16 protein-coding genes are annotated in these 15,710 nt (G+C 63.0%); 10 read left to right on the forward strand and 6 right to left on the reverse strand.

The genetic code is table 11. From position 1 onward, the window contains the following. Position 1 precedes the first annotated feature (1 nt). A complete protein-coding gene (locus tag NCT04_RS17875; protein WP_250466876.1) occupies positions 2–898 on the reverse strand; it encodes an NAD-dependent epimerase/dehydratase family protein in 897 nt (298 codons plus the stop codon). Between the two features lie 150 nt (positions 899–1,048). On the opposite strand from NCT04_RS17875, the gene NCT04_RS17880 reads away from it, so the two are divergent. Together NCT04_RS17880 and NCT04_RS17885 are read left to right on the forward strand one after the other, a co-directional pair. Continuing rightward, entirely contained in the window at positions 1,049–1,948 is a 900-nt protein-coding gene (locus NCT04_RS17880; protein ID WP_244828296.1) for a LysR substrate-binding domain-containing protein, read from the forward strand. A 32-nt stretch (positions 1,949–1,980) separates the two neighbouring features. Beyond that, positions 1,981–2,376, forward strand: coding sequence for a RidA family protein (locus NCT04_RS17885; protein ID WP_250466877.1), 396 nt, complete (start codon positions 1,981–1,983; stop codon positions 2,374–2,376). A 280-nt stretch (positions 2,377–2,656) separates the two neighbouring features. Here NCT04_RS17885 and NCT04_RS17890 read toward each other — a convergent pair whose 3' ends face one another. Further along, on the reverse strand, positions 2,657–4,354 hold the full coding sequence (locus tag NCT04_RS17890) for an acid phosphatase (RefSeq protein ID WP_250466879.1): 1,698 nt from the start codon (positions 4,352–4,354) through the stop codon (positions 2,657–2,659). A 258-nt stretch (positions 4,355–4,612) separates the two neighbouring features. Continuing rightward, complete coding sequence (locus tag NCT04_RS17895; RefSeq protein WP_250466881.1) at positions 4,613–5,407, reverse strand: sulfite exporter TauE/SafE family protein; 795 nt, start codon at positions 5,405–5,407, stop codon at positions 4,613–4,615. A 229-nt stretch (positions 5,408–5,636) separates the two neighbouring features. Here NCT04_RS17895 and NCT04_RS17900 point away from each other — a divergent pair, with 229 nt between their 5' ends. After that, entirely contained in the window at positions 5,637–7,829 is a 2,193-nt protein-coding gene (locus NCT04_RS17900) for an amylo-alpha-1,6-glucosidase (protein WP_250467452.1), read from the forward strand. 125 nt (positions 7,830–7,954) lie between these two features. Here the strand turns inward: NCT04_RS17900 and NCT04_RS17905 are convergent, their stop codons facing one another. Continuing rightward, positions 7,955–9,136, reverse strand: coding sequence for a 4-hydroxybenzoate 3-monooxygenase (locus NCT04_RS17905; RefSeq protein ID WP_250466883.1), 1,182 nt, complete (start codon positions 9,134–9,136; stop codon positions 7,955–7,957). A gap of 187 nt (positions 9,137–9,323) precedes the next feature. Between NCT04_RS17905 and NCT04_RS17910 the strand changes: the two genes are divergently transcribed. Continuing rightward, entirely contained in the window at positions 9,324–10,190 is an 867-nt protein-coding gene (locus tag NCT04_RS17910) for a glucose 1-dehydrogenase (protein WP_250466884.1), read from the forward strand. Positions 10,191–10,199: 9 nt separating this feature from the next. Here the strand turns inward: NCT04_RS17910 and NCT04_RS17915 are convergent, their stop codons facing one another. Next, entirely contained in the window at positions 10,200–11,240 is a 1,041-nt protein-coding gene (locus tag NCT04_RS17915; RefSeq protein WP_250466886.1) for an aldo/keto reductase, read from the reverse strand. Positions 11,241–11,473: 233 nt separating this feature from the next. Here NCT04_RS17915 and NCT04_RS17920 point away from each other — a divergent pair, with 233 nt between their 5' ends. The 5 genes from NCT04_RS17920 to NCT04_RS17940 all read left to right on the forward strand — a co-directional run bounded on the left by NCT04_RS17920 (position 11,474) and on the right by NCT04_RS17940 (position 14,499). Then, positions 11,474–12,469 carry an AraC family transcriptional regulator gene (locus NCT04_RS17920; RefSeq protein ID WP_250466887.1) on the forward strand — a complete coding sequence of 332 codons (996 nt, stop codon included), beginning with the start codon at positions 11,474–11,476 and terminating at the stop codon, positions 12,467–12,469. A gap of 144 nt (positions 12,470–12,613) precedes the next feature. After that, a complete protein-coding gene (locus NCT04_RS17925) occupies positions 12,614–12,985 on the forward strand; it encodes a COG4315 family predicted lipoprotein (protein WP_244828283.1) in 372 nt (123 codons plus the stop codon). Between the two features lie 71 nt (positions 12,986–13,056). Further along, positions 13,057–13,200 carry a hypothetical protein gene (locus tag NCT04_RS17930; RefSeq protein WP_244828281.1) on the forward strand — a complete coding sequence of 48 codons (144 nt, stop codon included), beginning with the start codon at positions 13,057–13,059 and terminating at the stop codon, positions 13,198–13,200. A gap of 25 nt (positions 13,201–13,225) precedes the next feature. Then, positions 13,226–13,744 (forward strand): sigma-70 family RNA polymerase sigma factor, encoded by a 519-nt coding sequence (locus NCT04_RS17935; protein WP_250466889.1) that lies wholly within the window; start codon positions 13,226–13,228, stop codon positions 13,742–13,744. Beyond that, a complete protein-coding gene (locus tag NCT04_RS17940; protein ID WP_250466890.1) occupies positions 13,741–14,499 on the forward strand; it encodes an anti-sigma factor family protein in 759 nt (252 codons plus the stop codon). Before NCT04_RS17935 ends, NCT04_RS17940 begins: the two co-directional genes overlap by 4 nt. A 68-nt stretch (positions 14,500–14,567) precedes the next feature. Here the strand turns inward: NCT04_RS17940 and NCT04_RS17945 are convergent, their stop codons facing one another. Next, a complete protein-coding gene (locus tag NCT04_RS17945; RefSeq protein ID WP_404989445.1) occupies positions 14,568–14,783 on the reverse strand; it encodes a hypothetical protein in 216 nt (71 codons plus the stop codon). A 398-nt stretch (positions 14,784–15,181) separates the two neighbouring features. On the opposite strand from NCT04_RS17945, the gene NCT04_RS17950 reads away from it, so the two are divergent. After that, the gene (locus NCT04_RS17950) at positions 15,182–15,706 is read left to right on the forward strand and encodes an RrF2 family transcriptional regulator (protein WP_244828276.1); all 525 of its coding nucleotides are present in this window, start codon (positions 15,182–15,184) and stop codon (positions 15,704–15,706) included. The last annotated feature ends 4 nt before the right edge of the window (positions 15,707–15,710 follow it).

Below are 15,710 nucleotides of genomic sequence, written 5' to 3' on the forward strand. Positions count from 1 at the left end.
TTCACCGCACCATTTCTTTCTCGATCCAGTCAATGACCGAGGTCCGCTTCGGCTCCCAGCCCAGCAGGAAGCGCACGCGCTTGCCTCTGACGCGGCTGTTGGAGCCAAGCCCGTAGTTGGCCATCTCATAACCCCATTCCTTGACGGCATCTTCAAGCGGCCAGTCTTCGGGGCCGCGCAATTGCATCGCGCGCGCCATGGCGGTGGTCATGTCGCGATATTGCGCCTCGCCGCTTTCGATGAAATAGAACGTGCCGGCCGGCGTCTTGTCGAGTGCGCGTCGATAAGCGTCGACGACATCGTCGATATGCACGTTCGACCAGATGTTCAGCCCGCGTCCGACATGACGCACGATGCCGCTCTTCTGCGCCTGACGTTCGAGTCGCGGCAGTTGCACGCTTGCGGTGTTCGGAATGGCGCCGTGACCGTAGATCAGCGTGTTGCACAGCACGGCAGAGCGCACGCCACGCTTGGCGGCGCCCAGCACGAGCTTGTCGATGGCCACGCGCGGCGCCTTGTCGGCGGTCGGTTCCGGCAGATTCTCTTCGGTGTAGATGTTGTCCGATGCTTCGCCGCCCGACGCATCGCCGACAATGCTCGATCCGCTCGTATGCAGGAACGGTTTGTCGGAGCCTTCGAGCGCGGCGATCAGGGTTTCGACCGCGCCGCGATGATCGCTGCTGGCCGCGTTGATGACTGCATCGGCAGAACGGGCTTCGGCGGTGAGAAGCGCGGCGTCGTCGAGACTGCCGACGACGGGCTCGATACCCGCCTGCTTCAAGGCGTCGCTCTGCTCGTCGCGACGGATCAGACCGCGCACCGTGTGACCGTCGCGCGCGAGTCCCGCCGCGATCGAACCGCCGATAAAGCCGCCTGCGCCTGTGATGAAGATCTTCATGTTTTGCTCCTGTGGTCCCATGCAATGCGATTTGCGGGAATTCGTTTGAACCGATGAAGAGAGTATGTTCCGTTTCGACTTTCGCAAAAACGATGCTAGTCTCAAATCAAACTTGACTTGAAATCAACAATCGATCCGCATCGCGCCCGCATGAAGACCAATACCGACGAACTACAGGTTTTCGTGACCGTCATTGACAGTGGTTCGATGACCGCCGCCGCCGAAACGCTTCAGCAAACCGTATCCGGCGTGAGCCGCACGCTGACGCGTCTCGAAAAGAAGCTCGACACGACCCTCGTGCGCCGCACGACGCGCCGTCTTCAACTCACCGAGGAAGGCGAGCTGTTTCTGACGCGCGCTCGCGCCATCCTCGCCGCGATGGATGACGCCGAGGAAGCGATCTCGCGCCGGCACGAGCGTCCGGCCGGGCGCCTGCGTGTGGATGCGGCGTCGCCGTTCGTGCTTCACTGCATCGTGCCGCATGTGAAGGCGTTCGCCGCGCTTTATCCGGACATCACGCTGGAACTGACGAGCAACGAGCGCATCGTCGATCTGATGGAGCAGCGCGTCGATATCGCGATTCGCATCGGCGTCCTGCAGGATTCGACCTTGCACGCGCGCTCGCTCGGCAGCAGCCGGCTGCGCGTACTGGCGAGTCCGGATTATCTTGCCGAACACGGCGAGCCGCGTGATGTCGATGAACTCATGCGCGCGCGGCTGATCGGCTTCACCGCGCCCGAAAGCCTCAATGACTGGCCGTTGCGCGCATCGGGCAATATTCCGGGCGCGCCGTTCGTGACGATCCGGCCTGCGGTATCGGCGTCCAGCGGCGAGACTATCCGGCAATTGGCGCTCGATGGCGGCGGCATCGCGTGCCTCGCCGAATTCATGACCGCCGCCGATATCCGCGCGGGCCGTTTGCGTCCGATACTTGACGACGCGCTCGAAGACGTGCGTCAACCGATCAGCGCGGTGTTCTATCAGACCGAGTCGATGGCCGCGCGCTCGCGTGCGTTCCTCGACTTTCTGGCGACGAGGCTCACGCTTTGAAATCAAGCTTTGATAATCATCCGACCATGACCATGCCTACGATCAAGACTATCAACGCACCCGAACTTCCGGTTCCCGCCGGCCACTACAGCCACGCAACGCGCGTGGGCAATCTCGTCTGCGTTTCGGGCCAGTTGCCAATGCGCCCCGACGGCACGCATACCGGGGACAGGCCGTTCGAGGAGCAGGCAGAGCAGACGCTTGCCAATCTGCGGACCGTGCTGGAAGCGGCGGGCGCGCGCATCGAGGATTGCATGGAGGTGACGGTGTATCTCGTTGGCGTCGATCACTGGAAGACGTTCAACGAAATTTACACGCGCTTCTTCGGCGACTGGAAGCCGGCGCGCGCCGTCGTGCCGGTAGGCGCGTTGCATTATGGATATTTGGTCGAGATATCGGCGCGGGCGTGGGTGGAAGACGGACGATGACTTTGGGCTTGGGATCATCGCGGCTTTCCACGGGTGTTGAGTTTCGCGCGTGATCTTTGAAATGCGAGTCGGCCGTCGCCGCGCGAGTTACCGCACTTTGTTGAATCCGGAACGGCTCCGGGCGTAACGGTTTGCGTCGCGCAACGCAGTTCCCGCCGCTCGCTGCCTCGCGCGCTTTACGCCGAGTCCGATATTTTGTCGGATACCGGAGGGCTTCGACCGGACGCGTAATTCCTCGCGTGATGCGAAGTTCCGTCCGGCCGTCGGCACGCGAGTGTTGTCAGGCCAAATCCAGCGCCCCCGTCAAATCGCCGAGCGGCTTCTCCCCGTTCGCCGCAAACGCCCGATCCCGCGACGCCACGCCATCGAGCGGTTCGAGATCGTGCACGCGCGAGATGAAGCGAAGAATCGAGTTGGTGTCGTAGACCGTGTGATCGACATATCCCTTTTTCGCGTACGGCGAAATCACCAGTGCCGGAATGCGCGAACCCGGCCCCCAGCGATCGCCCTTCGGCGGCGAGACGTGATCCCACCAGCCGCCGTTTTCATCGACCGTGACGACGATCACCGTGTTCGCCCATTGCGGTCCGCGCTGAATATGCTCGATGACATTGGCGATATGCCGGTCGCCCGAAGCGACATCCGCATAGCCCGCGTGCATGTTGAGATTGCCCTGCGGCTTGTAGAACGTGACGGAAGGCAGGCGTCCGGCATCGATGTCCGCGAGCAGCTTGTTCGTGGATGGATCGTCGCCGAGACCCGCATCGCGCAAATGCCGGGCGCGTGCAGCCGTGCCCGGCGCGAAATTGCGAAAGTAGTTGAACGGCTGATGGTGATACTGGAAGTCCGGCACGGAACCCGTGTCCCGATGATCGAGCGCGTACTGCCACGCGCCGCTGTACCACGCCCAGTTGACGCCCTTGGCCGAAAGCCGGTCGCCGATGGTCGCGTAAGTTTGCGGCGGCAGCACGAGCGGATTCGAAGGATCGGCGGTGAAGCTATCGCCGCCGGGCGCGGGACGCACGTTGCTCGGCTGGTACGGCGGGAACATCGTGTTGACCGCATAGCCGTCCGCGGTGAGGGCGCCATCGCGAACGAATTTGGGCGGCCCTTCGAGCGCGGATTTCGGCGAATCCGGCGCCAGTTTCAGGCGCGGCGTGGTCGGATCGTCGCCATCCACGACGGCGAGCAATCGCGCCGCCGGAGTGTTGTGCACATCGGGATAAAAGGGCGCTTGCGCCGAGATCAGGAAGATATGGTTCAGCCACGAGCCGCCGAATGCCGACATGAAGAAGTTGTCGCATAGCGTGTATTGCTGCGCGAGGCCCCAGAGCCTGAGCGTATCGGGCGAATTCTGGTAATGGCCCATGACGAGGCCACCCGAGTCGCCCCACGCGGCGAACTGGTTATTGCGGCCCGCGTTGATCTGCATCTGGTTCTGATAGAAACGATGCACGAGGTCGCGTGTAATGACCGAATTGGGAAGCGGCGCGCCGTTCGCGTCCATGATCCGGAAAGGCGAGTTCTTGAGGCCGGCAATCTGCTGCTCGGTGATGGCGTAGCGCGTGCCATCCACTTCCTGCGCCTGCGGCACGAGCCCGCCCCAGATTTTCGGCAGTGTGGGCATGGGCGTGACGCCATCGCGGTCGAGCTGCGTGAAGCGCGACGCCGACACCGCCGACAGCGGATACTGCACGCCCGGAAAATTCCCGTACAGATTCGTGAAACTGCGGTTTTCCGCGTAGATCACGACGATCTGCCGCACGTTCGCCGTAAGCGCGCGGTCGAGCGCGACATCAGCCGCTGTTTTTGGTGTGGCAGGCTTCTGCTCGAAAAGATTGCAGCCGCCCAGCGATAAACCGGCGAGTCCGACGCCGGCCGCGAGCAAGCGGCGCCGCGCCGGATCAACAGGCGCGTCGTTCGCCGATGCTTCAGGAAGGGAAGACAACTCGTGATGCGGATGGTCGTTCTCGTTCATCGCCTGACTCCTCGTGGTCTTGTCGCACGCACCGCGCGCCGTGCATCGACGCCTTTTCACGCCGCACGCACCAAGGGCGCGCACGCTTTTCCGCTCTCCGCTGAAGAATGCGGTGACGCGGGCCCAACTGAGAGCGCATGATGCCGTATCGGCGCGCTTGGCGAAACCCGGCCAAACGGCATAAGGCGGATTGCGAACGGCTGCGTATCCGCCTATGTCATTTGGCCGACTGGAAACCGCCGGGCCGCGTGACTAACATCAACTGAACACGAGTTTGGCTCCGACCAGGATCAGCGTCGCGGCAAGCAGGTAACGCAGCACGGTTTCGGGCGCTTTCGAGGAAAGCATGCTGCCAATGGCAATGCCGGGAATCGAGCCGATCAGGAGCGAGAGCAGAAGCGCCCAGTCCACCGAGCCGAGCATCCAGTGCCCGGCGCCGGCAATGAGCGTAAGCGGCACCGCATGCGCCACATCGGAACCGACGATGCGTACTGTCGCGAGACGCGGATAAAGCAGCAGCAAAACCGTCACGCCGATCGCGCCCGCGCCGACCGACGTGATCGAAACGAGCACGCCGAGGATGGCGCCCGTCAGCACGGTCAGAGCGGTTGTGCGGGCAGGGCGTTCGGCTCGTCCCTGGCCTTTGCGGTAGGCCAGTCGCGCGAGCTGCGGCCGAAACACGAGCGACACGGCCGTGATGAGCAGCGCGACGCCGAGAATCAACTGGATCAGGCGGCCCGTGTCGGGTGAAGTCATGCCGTGCCGGTGCAGGAAATACAGCGTGATGGCGGCGGCCGGCACGCTGCCTGCGGCGAGCCGGCCAGTGATGCGCCAGTCCACCGAGCCCTTGAGGCCGTGTACGAGCGTGCCGGCGGTCTTGGTCGCGGCGGCGTACAGCAGGTCGGTGCCGACTGCCGTTGCCGGATGAATCCCGAAGAGCAGCACGAGCAGCGGCGTCATCAGTGAACCGCCGCCCACGCCGGTGAGGCCGACCAGAAAGCCGACGCCGAGGCCCGAAGCAGAATAAAGTAAGTCGATATGCGGAAATGCCATGGATGCGGAGAACCCGTCAGGCCCGGTCCGGTCGAAAAACCGTCGATGATATCCGGTGAGCGGCCCGATTGCTGCGCATGAGCGGCGGGCACCCTGCAAAAACATCGGTCTGGTCGAGCTGGCCAGCCGTCGTGATTACACATTACTTTCAGTTCAGGAAGGCGCAATGGACACAAAGGATCAGACGCAGGACCAGACGCAACAGCAGCAGCAACAGGCGCAAGCGACTATGCCCGGCGCGGACGATGCCTTCATTCCGACCGAGAACGTCAACATTCCGAGCGAGCGCCAGTTCGTCCTGAAATCGGGCAACACGTTCGCCGTCTACGACGCCAAAGGCGATATACGTGGCGGCGACGACGGCCTGTTTGTCAACGATACCCGTGTGCTCTCGCAATTGGTGCTCACGTTCGGTGGACGCGCGCCGTCGCTGCTTTCAGGCAGTGTATCGAGCGATAACGCTGTCTTCACCGCGCACTTGACCAACCGGCCGCTGCCGCCCATCGGCGGAGCCCAGACACCGGAGGGCGTGATCCACGTCGAGCGCAAACGTGTGCTTTCCGGGCACGTATTGCACGAAAGCATCGTGCTGACGAACTACGGCACCGAGCCATCCACGGTGCCGATCTCCATTTCGTTCGCCGCGGACTTTCTCGATATGTTCGAGGTGCGTGGCTCGAAGCGCCAGAAGCGCGGAACGTTGCGGCCGCCCATTGTCGAAAATGGCGAGGTGGTGTTGCGCTATATCGGCCTGGACGAAGTGGAACGCACCGCGCGCATCCAGTTCACACCCGCGCCGGACGTGCTCTCGCCAACGCGCGCCGATTACGCGCTGCGTATCGAATCGGAGACGGCGATTTCGGTCTATCTCTCCGTCACGGCCGTGACACACGCGCTCAGCGACGCCAGCGAAGAGAGCAAGCGCAACGCCGCCGAAGCCGCCGAGTGTGCGCCCGAATCGGGCCGTCCGGCTATCCGCGAAGCGCTCGTCGAGGCGCATCGGCGTATGCGAGACCGGCGTCGCGCCAGTGCGCGCGTGCGTTCGAGCAATCCACTCTTCAGCGAATGGATCGACCGGTCGCTGGCCGACCTCGGGCTTCTCACCACCGATCTCGAAACCGGCCCGTATCCGTATGCGGGCATCCCGTGGTTCTCGACCGCGTTCGGGCGTGACGCGATCATCACGTCGTTGCAGATGCTGTGGCTGCATCCCACGCTCGCGCGCGGCGTGCTGCGCTTTCTCGCGGCTCATCAGGCGCGTGAGGACTCGGCGTTCCGCGACGCGGAAATCGGCAAGATCATGCACGAGACGCGCAAGAGCGAGATGGCCGCGACCGGCGAGGTGCCATTCGCGCTTTATTACGGTGGCGTCGACAGCACGCCGCTTTTCATCGTGCTCGCGGGCGCGTATGCGGAGCGCACCGGCGATCAGGCGCTCATCGACGAAATCTGGCCCGCGTTGCAACTCGCGGCGGACTGGGTCGCGCGTCATTGCGACAAGAATCCGCACGGCTTGCTCGACTATCAGCGCGCGTCCGAGCATGGACTCGCCAACCAGGGCTGGAAAGATAGTCAGGACTCCGTGTTCCATGCGGACGGTAAATTTCCCATCGGACCGATTGCGCTGGTGGAAGTGCAGGCATACGCATCGACGGCATTCTCGACGATGGCGCGGCTTGGCCGCGAACGCGGCGAACACGAACGTGCGGACGAGTTCGAGCGGCGCGCGCGCCATATCCGCGAGCGCGTGGAAGCAATGTACTGGATGCCGGAGATGGACTTCTACGGCATAGCGCTCGACGGGCGTGGCGACTTGTGCAGGGTGTTGTCATCGAATGCGGGGCATCTGCTCGCGTTCGATCTGGTCGAGCGCGAGCGCGGCGAGAAGGTCGCGCGTCAGCTCGAATCCACCTTGTTCCACACCGGCTGGGGCGTGCGTACGCTCGCCGCCGGGCAGCCGCGTTTCAATCCGATGTCGTACCACAACGGCTCGGTCTGGCCGCACGATACGGCGTTATGCGCGCGTGGCCTTGCGCGTTACGGCGAGCGTGGCGCGGCGGTTGGTCTGCTGCAGGCTTTGTTCGAGGCGGCCGTCACGTTCGACATGCGTTTGCCCGAGCTGTTTTGCGGCTTCACGCGTCAGCGCGGCGAACGGCCGATCGCTTATCCGGTGGCGTGTCTGCCGCAGGCGTGGGCAGCGGGCGCGCCGTTCATGGTCCTCGAAGCGTGTCTCGGCGTGACGATGGACGCGATCAACGACGAAATACGCATCGACCGGCCGCAGTTGCCGGAGGGCATCGACTGGCTGGAGATCGGCGATCTGCGTCTCGGCGACAAGAACGTGACGATCACGTTCCGGCGCGTGGGCGGCCAAGTGGTGCCATCCGTGGAAGGGGATGCGCGGGTCGTCGCGGTGCTTTGAGTGAAGGAACGCGCAACGCGTGGGAAGCGTTGCGCGCGTGAGCCGAGTTGCCGCGTGCTTGCAAGGTTTCGGGAAATGACCTCGCAAGCTGCGCCGTCCATCCGCTCGAACTTAACGCGCGGAAATCAAACCGCCACGCTGCCCACGTAGTTTTCGGCAAGCGCCGTCGCCGCCGCATGCGAAGTCGTCACATGCTCCAGTTCCGCGACCTGCAGGCGTTGCTCGAAGGGCGACGTATCGTCGAGCTTGTGCAGCATGCGCGTCATCCACCACGAGAAATGCTCCGCGCGCCACACGCGCTTGAGCGCGGTCTCGGTATATTGCGCGAGCTTGTCGCTTTTGCCTTCCTTATAGAAATCGACGAGGGCGGCATTGAGCACCCGCACGTCCGACACCGCGAGATTCAAGCCCTTCGCGCCCGTCGGCGGCACGATATGCGCCGCGTCGCCGGCGAGGAAGAGCTTGCCTGACTGCATCGGCGTGGATACGAAGCTGCGCATGCCGACAATGTTCTTCTGAAAAATCTTCCCTTCCGTGATCTGCCAGCCATCGTGGGTATCGACGCGTGCGTGCAGTTCGGCCCAGATGCGGTCGTCGGACCAGGCATCGACGGACTCTTTCGGATCGCACTGGAAATACATGCGCTGCACGCCGGGCGAGCGCGTGCTGATGAGCGCGAAGCCGCGGTCGTGGCGCGCGTAGATGAGTTCGTCGGACGAAGGCGGCGCTTCGACCAGAATGCCGAACCAGCCGAACGGATACACCCGCTGATAGTCCTGCCGCACCGCTTCCGGAATGCACGGGCGCGAGACGCCCTGCGAGCCATCGCAGCCGATGATGAAATCGCACTCCAGCGTTTCGGCGCGCCCTTCATGCGTGTACTCGATGCGCGGCTTGCCGTCGCTGTTCTTCGCGAAATCGTGCAAGCTCACGTTCGACACGTTGAACTTGAGCGCGCCGTTCGCCGCAAGGCGCGCCGCGACCAAATCCTTGATGACTTCATGCTGCGCGTAGACCGTGATCGAATGGCCCGTCAGTTCTGTCAAGGCGATACGGCGCCGTTGTCCCTCGAACGCCAGTTCGAAACCGTGATGCAACGCGCCTTCGGCCTGCATGCGCGCGCCGACTCCCGCCTGATTGAGCAAATCCATCGTGCCTTGTTCGAGGACGCCCGCACGAATGGTCGATTCGATGTCCTGCTGACCGCGCGCTTCGAGTACGACCGACTCGATGCCGCGCAAATGCAGAAGATGGGAAAGCAGAAGCCCGGCCGGGCCCGCACCGACGATGCCGACTTGAGTACGCATGATGTCTCCGTGATTGCGTCGAAATGTTGTGCGTACAGTCTCGTTGCAGCGTCGGTATGTCGCAACGCGATACGGAGCATAGCGCCTATCCCATTTCGAGATAAAGGCCCGAAAATGCCGCGATCACGGGTCCATCCCTTGCTGACTCAGGGTAAATCCCGAGCACGCAATCGAATGGAGAGAACAGATGAGCGCGAAGAATTACCCCAAGCCGCCGTTTCCTGAACAGCAGCAAGAACGCCGTCCCGGATTGACCAAGCCGCTCGATCCGCAGCCCGACCACGGCGAGGAGAGTTACAAAGGTAGCGGCAAACTTGCCGGCAAGACTGCGCTCATCACAGGCGGCGATAGCGGCATCGGGCGGGCGGTGGCGATTGCATTCGCGCGCGAAGGCGCAGACGTGGCGATCTCTTATCTCGACGAACACGACGACGCCAAGGAGACGGCCCGCTGGGTGGAAGAAGCGGGACAAAAGGCGCTGCTATTGCCCGGCGACATCACCGACCGCGCGCATTGCCGCGAACTCGTCGCGAAGACGGTGGAGGCGTTCGGCCATCTCGAAGTGCTGGTGAACAACGCCGCTTACCAGATGACCTACGACGGCCTCGAAGACATCAGCGACGACGAGTGGGACAAGACCTACTCGACCAACATCGGCGCGATGTTTCGCATCACCAAGGCGGCGCTACCGCATCTGAAGGAGGGCGCGGCGATCATCAACACGACGTCGGTGAATGCGGACGCGCCGAATCCCGGTTTGATTGCGTATGCGAGTACGAAGGGGGCGATCCAGAACTTCACGGGCGGCCTCGCGCAATTGCTGGCCGAGCGCGGTATTCGCGCAAATTGCGTGGCGCCGGGACCGATTTGGACGCCATTGATTCCTTCGACGATGCCCGTCGAGAAGGTCAAGAATTTCGGCTCGCAAGTGCCCTTGAAACGCGCCGGCCAGCCTGCCGAACTGGCCGCCGCTTACGTGCTGCTCGCCTCGGACGAGGCGAGCTACATTTCGGGCGCCACCGTCGCGGTGACGGGCGGCAAGCCGATCATTTGAAGCCGCGCGTCACTCGCTCAACTGCTTGCGACGATACTCGCCCTGCCGCGTCAGCATCCAGCCGGGATATTCGGCGGGAAGCTGGCTCACTTCGTCGAGCGCGGCGAGCTCGTCGGCGTTGAGCGTTACCTTGGTCGCCGCGATGTTGTCATCGAGTTGCTCGATACGTTTCGCCCCGACGATCACGCTCGTCACCACCTTCTGGTGCAACAACCATGCAAGCGCGATCTGCGCCACCGAAACGCCCTTGGCTTCGGCGACACGACGCATTACGTCGATACAGTCATACGCGCGGTCCACGTTCACGGGCGGAAAATCGAACTTCGTGCGGCGGCCGCCTTCTTCCTTGCCGCCTTCGCGCGTGTATTTGCCCGACAAGAGGCCGCCCGCGAGCGGACTCCACACCATCAAGCCGACGTTCTCGCTTTGAAGCAACGGGACGAGTTCGCGCTCCAGGTCGCGCCCGGCGATCGTGTAATACGCCTGCAACGACTCGAAACGCGCCAGGCCCAGACGCTCCGAAATGCCAAGCGCCTTGGCAATCTGCCACGCGGCCCAGTTCGACACGCCGATGTAGCGCACATGGCCGTGCTGCACCAGATTGTCGAGCGCGCGCAGTGTTTCCTCGATTGGCGTGGCGGGATCGAACCCGTGAATCTGATACAGATCGACGTGATCGAGTTGCAGCCGCTTGAGACTGGCCTTCACGCCATCGATGATATGAAAGCGCGACGCGCCGCGCGAATTCACGCTCTTGGTTCCCGCCTCGCCCAGAATCTTGGTCGCGACGACCACGTTCTCGCGCGGCACCTTGAGATTCTTCAACGCCTGGCCCGTGATGATTTCGGACTGGCCGTCGGCATAGACATCGGCGGTATCGATGAAATTGATGCCCGCGTCGAGCGAGCGGCCGACGAGCTTGTCGGCGTCCGCCTGCTGAAGCTGACCGATGTTGTCCCAGATGCCGCCGCCGCCTCCGCCGAAGGTCATGGTGCCGAGGCACAGCTCGGAGACGAATAGGCCGGTATTGCCGAATTTCCTGTAGCGCATGGAAGGCTCCAGAGTAACGATGCGGTGATCGGAAGGCGCGAAGTGTCGATGTTTCGACCGGTCGACGCGTCGCGCCGGCAATGCAGTATCTTCCCGCGCCTCTTGCGTGTCATAGCCTGATCCTGTCGAATCCTTGCCAATTCCTGCAAAGCGGGCGCGCGACCCCAAGCACAACCGCGCCCGCGCGAGTAAGCTAACGAGACTCCTTCGAACGCTAAATTCCTCGGAAAATCATGGCGCTGAACGACACACCCGGCCTCGCCGACAAAGATCCGCACGAGCATCCCAGAGAGATGCGCAATAACAGTCAGACGCTCGATCCCGCGCTGGATCAGGCGCGTCTCGAACTCGTCTCGCTACTCGACCGCTTGACGGCGGGCTGCGAGGGTTCCATCGAAACCTGCGTGCCAGGCGTCTTCGTGCACCGCATCATGAATCCGGGCGGGCCGAAACCGGGTATTCAAACGCCCGCGCTCGCGCTGATCGCGCAAGGCACGAAGCGCATCATGGTTGGCGACGACGTCTACGTCTACGACCCCATGCATTACCTCGTTTCGTCGGTGGATCTGCCGGTGATCGGGCAAGTGACAGTGGCAAGCGAAACGGAGCCCTATCTCGGCATGCGGCTCGATCTCGATGTCGAAGAGATCACGTCGCTGATTCAAGACCAGCATCTGCCGCCCGTCACACAGTCGGACGCCACGCGCGGCGTGTATGTGAATCGACTCGGCAATTCCATGCTCGACGCGGTGCTGCGCCTCTTGCGCCTCATCGACACGCCGGACGACGTGCCGATTCTCGCGCCGCTGGTGAAGCGCGAGATTCTGTATCGGCTGCTGATGAACGGTTCCGGCGCGCGGCTGCGCCAGATCGCCTTGCAGGACAGTCAGACGCAGCGCATCGCGAAGGCCATTCTTCTGCTGCGTCAGAACTTCGATCAACCTTTGCGCGTCGAAGATATCGCGCGGGACGTGCATATGAGCGTGTCTTCGCTGCATCATCATTTCAAGGCCGTGACGGCGATGAGTCCGCTGCAGTATCAGAAGCAGTTGCGCCTGCAGGAAGCGCGGCGTCTGATGCTGCTCGATATCGCCGATGCCGCGACGGCCGCGCATCGCGTCGGTTACGAAAGCGCGTCGCAGTTCAGCCGCGAGTACAGCCGCCTTTTCGGCGCGCCGCCGCTGCGCGACACGCGGCGCTGGCGCGATGCCGCCGCAACCGGCGCCTGAACGAAGCCAAGCGCGCCGCACGGTCGAACAAAGCTTGCCGCATGGCGATGCGACGGCGCTGCCGCATCGGTTTATTTCATCGTCCGCGGAATAGCGCAGCGCTGCCGAACGTTCTACGGATACTTCTCCAATAAGGAAGATGAAATGAAGAAGCGCATCCTCACGATCGTCACGGCCGCGGTTGCGGCGGCGTGTCTGGCATCGCCCGCGTTCGCCGCGGCGCCGAAAGAATCGAACGGCATGTTCGTCGATGACAACGGCATGACGCTCTACACCTTCGACAAAGACACCAAGGGCGGCGCGAGCGCCTGCTCCGGCGGCTGCGCGCAGGCGTGGCCCGCCGCGATGGCGGGCGCCTCGGATCAGCCGAGCGGCAAGTGGACCACCGAAACCGCCGACGGCGGCAAGCAATGGGCGTACGACGGCAAGCGCGTATACCGCTTTGCCAAGGACACCAAGCCCGGCGATAAAAACGGCGACAACTTCAAGGATGTCTGGCACGTCGTGAAGCCGTAAGCGTTTCTGCGAGCGGGCTCGCGGGAATAAACCGGCGAGCCTGCGAGTCTTCTTTCTGACGGGACACGAACATGAAACGACTGTCCGGAGCAGCGTTGCTCCTGGCTGCGCTCGTCTGCGCGCTGGCGTCGAGCGGCTGCGCGAGCGGCACGGCGGGTGCTTCGGGTAATGCGGGAGCCGGCGCCGCCGATCCGGTCATGAAGGGCAGCTACTGATGCCGAATCGTCCGGTTCTACGGCCGTGAGTTTCGAGAGCGATCTCCTCGCGCATCTTCCGCAATTGCGCCGCTATGCGCGCGCGTTGACGGGCGACCGCGCCTGGGCCGACGATCTCGTGCAGGACGCGACCGAGCGTGCGTTGAATCGCATGCGGTCGTTTCGCGCGGGGACCAATCTGCGCGCGTGGCTGTTCACGATCATGCGCAACCTGTATATCGACCAGTTGCGCGGACGGCGCGACATTGCCGTCGACGATGAAACCGCGCCGTGGCGGCAAATGGCCGCGCCGCGTGGCGAAGTGGACGGACTCGTGCTGCGCGACGTGCAACGCGCGCTTTACTGCCTGCCGGTCGAACAGCGCGAAGTCATGTTGCTCGTGTGTGTCGAGGAAATGAGTTACCAGGAGGCCTCCGTGGTCTTGAACGTGCCAGCCGGAACCGTGATGTCGCGCCTCTCGCGGGCGCGCGAACACATGCGCGTTCTGCTTGGCGAGGAACCGGGGCGCCGTGCGTCGTCGCTGAAAGTGGTGAGCCGGACATGACCCACGACGAACGACCGCCGGATCGCGACCTTCAGGCGCTCTCTGCCTGGCTCGACGACGAGCTTCACGGCGATGAGCGCAAGGCCGTCGAAGCGCGCCTGGCCGATGACCCCGCGCTGCAGGCGACGGCGACCGACTATCGCGCGCAGGACAATGCGTTGCGCGCGCTCTTCGCGGCGGAGCAGGCCGAGCCGCAGATCGTCGTCATGCGTGCGCGAAAGCGCGAGCGCTTTCTACTGGCCGCGTGCTTTCTCGTGGTGGGCGTCGCGTGTGGATTCTTGATGCACATGCTGCTGCCTTCGTTCGGCGAGCCGCGTGCGCGCTTCGCGGAACGCGCGGACATTGCCTATGCGGTGTATGCGCCGGAGCAACGTCACGCGGTGGAAGTGGCGGCGTCGCAGCAGGACCATCTCGTCAATTGGCTGTCGAAGCGGTTGAATCGAACGTTGACGATTCCATCGCTCGTCGAGTATGGCTTTCAGCTCGTGGGGGGCAGGCTCTTGCCCGGTGAAGACGGGCCGGCCGCGCAGTTCATGTATCAGAACGCAGCGGGCGAACGTCTCACGCTTTACATGGCGACGGTACGACGCAACGACGCTCAGATCCGGATGCTGCGCGACGGCCCGCGCAGGACGTATTACTGGGCCGCGGACAGCGTGGGTTATGCGCTCTCGGGGCAGATCGGGGAGGCCAAGCTGCAAGCGATTGCCTACGACACCTGCAAGGAACTGGGCGGCAACCCCAAGGACTGGTGAGGCTCAGGCTCGCCAGGCAAAAAAAGCCGCAGCGCTTCGAGTCGCTGCGGCTTTTTCTTTAAAGCCGATCAATAACGATGCGGCTCTTCGTGATGCGGACGATGGTGACGTTCCCACTCGTTACGCGCCCAGTAGCGATGACCGTCCCAGTAGCGCTCGCCATGCCAGCCGACCTTCACCACATGATGCGGACGATGATCGTCCGCCGATGCAACGTTCATCATGCCCATGCCAAGCGACGCTGCAAGGGACGCGATCAAGAGGCTCTTCTTAGTCTTGTTCAACATGATTTGCTCCTTCGGTATTCGTGGTCTTCCGTTGGCTCGCTTCGTAACTACGAGCGCGGTGGTAGTAGTTATGGATTTTTGTCATGCCGGTGTTCTAGCGGTAGTAATCGTGATGATGGTGGTAACCGCCACCGTCCGGCAGGATGATGCAGCCCGAGAGTGAGCCCGCGAGCGCCACGCCCAGTGCTACAAGTATCGCCAGCTTCTTCATGGATTTCTCCTTGGTGAGTCCATGAGAGCAATTTAGCGGTTCGTAAAATGACAAGCCGTGTTCGTTTGTAAGCAAAGGTGAAGCTTGAAATATTTGGAAGCACGCTTATTAATTTGAGATTGCCGCTGTCGGCCCGCGAGCGTGGCACTATCCTGAACTACGATCACGCTTATCGGAGTAACACATGGCGCATATCAGCACGGGCGTGGAGTACGCGCTGCACTGCATGCTCTATCTCGCGGAGCCGCCGCACGGTGTGAGCGGCGCCAGCGTGCGCGATCTGGCGGAACTGCAAGGCGTGCCGGCGGAGTTCGTGGCGAAGCTGTTCACGAAGCTGCACAAGGCGGGGCTCGTCACCGCGACCGAAGGCGCGCGCGGTGGTTTCTCGCTGGCGCGGCCATCGCGAGAGATCAGCGTACTGGATGTCGTGCATGCCATCGATGGCGACAAGCCGCTCTTCGAATGTCGCGAGATTCGCGCGCGTTGCGCGGTGTTTGGCGAAGAAGCGCCGCCGTGGTCGACGAGCGGCGTGTGCGCCGTTCACGCCGTCATGAAGAACGCGGAGAAGCGCATGCGCGAAGCGCTGGCCGCGGACAAGCTGTCCGATCTCGCAGGCCGGGTGAATGCAAAGGCGCCGCGCAGTTTCGGGCCGCAGGTCGTCAAATGGCTGGGCGGAAAGAACGTGGGCAAACGCGCCGCGCGAGGCTAGTCTG

Origin of the sequence: Caballeronia sp. GAFFF2, assembly GCF_023631485.1 — a bacterium.
In the GTDB taxonomy this organism is placed as follows: Bacteria; Pseudomonadota; Gammaproteobacteria; order Burkholderiales; family Burkholderiaceae; genus Caballeronia.

Bases quoted from the DNA above. Each gene is read 5' to 3' on its own strand.
- NCT04_RS17880 (WP_244828296.1), top strand. From the start codon at position 1,049: ATGAAGACCAATACCGACGAACTACAGGTTTTCGTGACCGTCATTGAC.
- NCT04_RS17915 (WP_250466886.1), bottom strand. From the start codon at position 11,240: ATGCGCTACAGGAAATTCGGCAATACCGGCCTATTCGTCTCCGAGCTG.
- NCT04_RS17930 (WP_244828281.1), top strand. From the start codon at position 13,057: ATGAAACGACTGTCCGGAGCAGCGTTGCTCCTGGCTGCGCTCGTCTGC.
- NCT04_RS17875 (WP_250466876.1), bottom strand. From the start codon at position 898: ATGAAGATCTTCATCACAGGCGCAGGCGGCTTTATCGGCGGTTCGATC.
- NCT04_RS17950 (WP_244828276.1), top strand. From the start codon at position 15,182: ATGGCGCATATCAGCACGGGCGTGGAGTACGCGCTGCACTGCATGCTC.
- NCT04_RS17890 (WP_250466879.1), bottom strand. From the start codon at position 4,354: ATGAACGAGAACGACCATCCGCATCACGAGTTGTCTTCCCTTCCTGAA.
- NCT04_RS17920 (WP_250466887.1), top strand. From the start codon at position 11,474: ATGGCGCTGAACGACACACCCGGCCTCGCCGACAAAGATCCGCACGAG.
- NCT04_RS17885 (WP_250466877.1), top strand. From the start codon at position 1,981: ATGCCTACGATCAAGACTATCAACGCACCCGAACTTCCGGTTCCCGCC.
- NCT04_RS17925 (WP_244828283.1), top strand. From the start codon at position 12,614: ATGAAGAAGCGCATCCTCACGATCGTCACGGCCGCGGTTGCGGCGGCG.
- NCT04_RS17940 (WP_250466890.1), top strand. From the start codon at position 13,741: ATGACCCACGACGAACGACCGCCGGATCGCGACCTTCAGGCGCTCTCT.
- NCT04_RS17905 (WP_250466883.1), bottom strand. From the start codon at position 9,136: ATGCGTACTCAAGTCGGCATCGTCGGTGCGGGCCCGGCCGGGCTTCTG.
- NCT04_RS17895 (WP_250466881.1), bottom strand. From the start codon at position 5,407: ATGGCATTTCCGCATATCGACTTACTTTATTCTGCTTCGGGCCTCGGC.
- NCT04_RS17900 (WP_250467452.1), top strand. From the start codon at position 5,637: ATGCCCGGCGCGGACGATGCCTTCATTCCGACCGAGAACGTCAACATT.
- NCT04_RS17910 (WP_250466884.1), top strand. From the start codon at position 9,324: ATGAGCGCGAAGAATTACCCCAAGCCGCCGTTTCCTGAACAGCAGCAA.